The 1,412-nt window shown below is 59.6% G+C and carries 7 tRNA genes; all 7 read right to left on the bottom strand.

The features are described 5' to 3' along the window. Positions 1-393: 393 nt before the first annotated feature. The 7 genes from QMG61_RS17380 to QMG61_RS17350 all read right to left on the bottom strand — a co-directional run bounded on the left by QMG61_RS17380 (position 394) and on the right by QMG61_RS17350 (position 1,375). A tRNA-Val gene (locus tag QMG61_RS17380) sits at positions 394-465 on the bottom strand. A 25-nt stretch (positions 466-490) separates the two neighbouring features. Further along, positions 491-564, bottom strand: a tRNA-Cys gene (locus QMG61_RS17375). Between the two features lie 49 nt (positions 565-613). Beyond that, positions 614-685, bottom strand: a tRNA-Gly gene (locus tag QMG61_RS17370). A gap of 163 nt (positions 686-848) precedes the next feature. Further along, positions 849-920: transfer RNA gene (locus QMG61_RS17365), tRNA-Val, on the bottom strand. Positions 921-945: 25 nt separating this feature from the next. After that, positions 946-1,019 (bottom strand) — tRNA-Cys (locus QMG61_RS17360). A 49-nt stretch (positions 1,020-1,068) separates the two neighbouring features. Further along, positions 1,069-1,140: transfer RNA gene (locus QMG61_RS17355), tRNA-Gly, on the bottom strand. A gap of 163 nt (positions 1,141-1,303) precedes the next feature. Beyond that, a tRNA-Val gene (locus QMG61_RS17350) sits at positions 1,304-1,375 on the bottom strand. Positions 1,376-1,412: the final 37 nt, after the last annotated feature.

Here is a 1,412-nt window from a genome sequence, read left to right as displayed (position 1 = left end):
TAGCCCCGCTTGTTGTCCTCACGGATGACAGGCGGGGCTTTTTGTCGTGCTCCCCGCTCCCCGAGCGCACCGGCTATTCTTCACTAGGCACCCGCTCCCGTCCCCCCACGGTTGAGCGGGTGCTCTCACGCCCCTGAATGGCCCTACGGCCTCACTGGACAGAATCCCGGCATGACTGGACGCCCGCACCTTCTAGCCTCTTAGCGGTCATCCTGGCGCGCTATTGCACGTGCAATATCTCGCACGGCTGCATCAGATTACGAAGTTTGGACGACACGCCCGACATCGGAGAGTGGCAAGAATCAGCCGATCAGACTCAAAACGCTATTGCACAGGTATTGCACGGGCACCCCTGGCAAACAAAAAACCCCCGTTTTACCGGGGGTTTGTCTGTGGGCGATACTGGGATCGAACCAGTGACCTCTTCCGTGTCAGGGAAGCGCGCTACCGCTGCGCCAATCGCCCAGATCTTGACAACGTTCCTCAAGACTGGAGGTGGATACGGGATTCGAACCCGTGTATACGGCTTTGCAGGCCGCTGCCTCGCCTCTCGGCCAATCCACCACATAGGGTCCACACCAAAAAGAAACGACCTTTCGGTCGATTCAATTCGAGCGGATGACGAGATTCGAACTCGCGACCCTCACCTTGGCAAGGTGATGCGCTACCACTGCGCCACATCCGCAACTGCCGGCATTTCTGCTGACTTGAAGACTCTAGCCGATTCCGGCCGGGAACGGCGCACCCGGCGCCGCTTCCGCGTGGCGGACCGGAGAATCTGCCGTTCCATCGGGCATTAGGCCACCTGGGCAAACAAAAAACCCCCGGGGTTACCGGGGGTTTGTCTGTGGGCGATACTGGGATCGAACCAGTGACCTCTTCCGTGTCAGGGAAGCGCGCTACCGCTGCGCCAATCGCCCAGATCTTGACAACGTTCCTCAAGACTGGAGGTGGATACGGGATTCGAACCCGTGTATACGGCTTTGCAGGCCGCTGCCTCGCCTCTCGGCCAATCCACCACATTGGGTCCACACCAAAAAGAAACGACCTTTCGGTCGATTCAATTCGAGCGGATGACGAGATTCGAACTCGCGACCCTCACCTTGGCAAGGTGATGCGCTACCACTGCGCCACATCCGCAACTGCCGGCATTTCTGCTGACTTGAAGACTCTAGCCGATTCCGGCCGGGAACGGCGCACCCGGCGCCGCTTCCGCGTGGCGGACCGGAGAATCTGCCGTTCCATCGGGCATTAGGCCACCTGGGCAAACAAAAAACCCCCGGGGTTACCGGGGGTTTGTCTGTGGGCGATACTGGGATCGAACCAGTGACCTCTTCCGTGTCAGGGAAGCGCGCTACCGCTGCGCCAATCGCCCAGATCTTGACAACGTTCCTCAAGACTGGAGGTGGATA

This window comes from Cryobacterium sp. PH31-AA6 (assembly GCF_030063195.1).
Taxonomy (GTDB): domain Bacteria; phylum Actinomycetota; class Actinomycetes; order Actinomycetales; family Microbacteriaceae; genus Cryobacterium.
The sequence above is the reverse complement of the archived record's forward strand: the minus strand, read 5'-3'. Positions and strand labels throughout refer to the sequence as shown.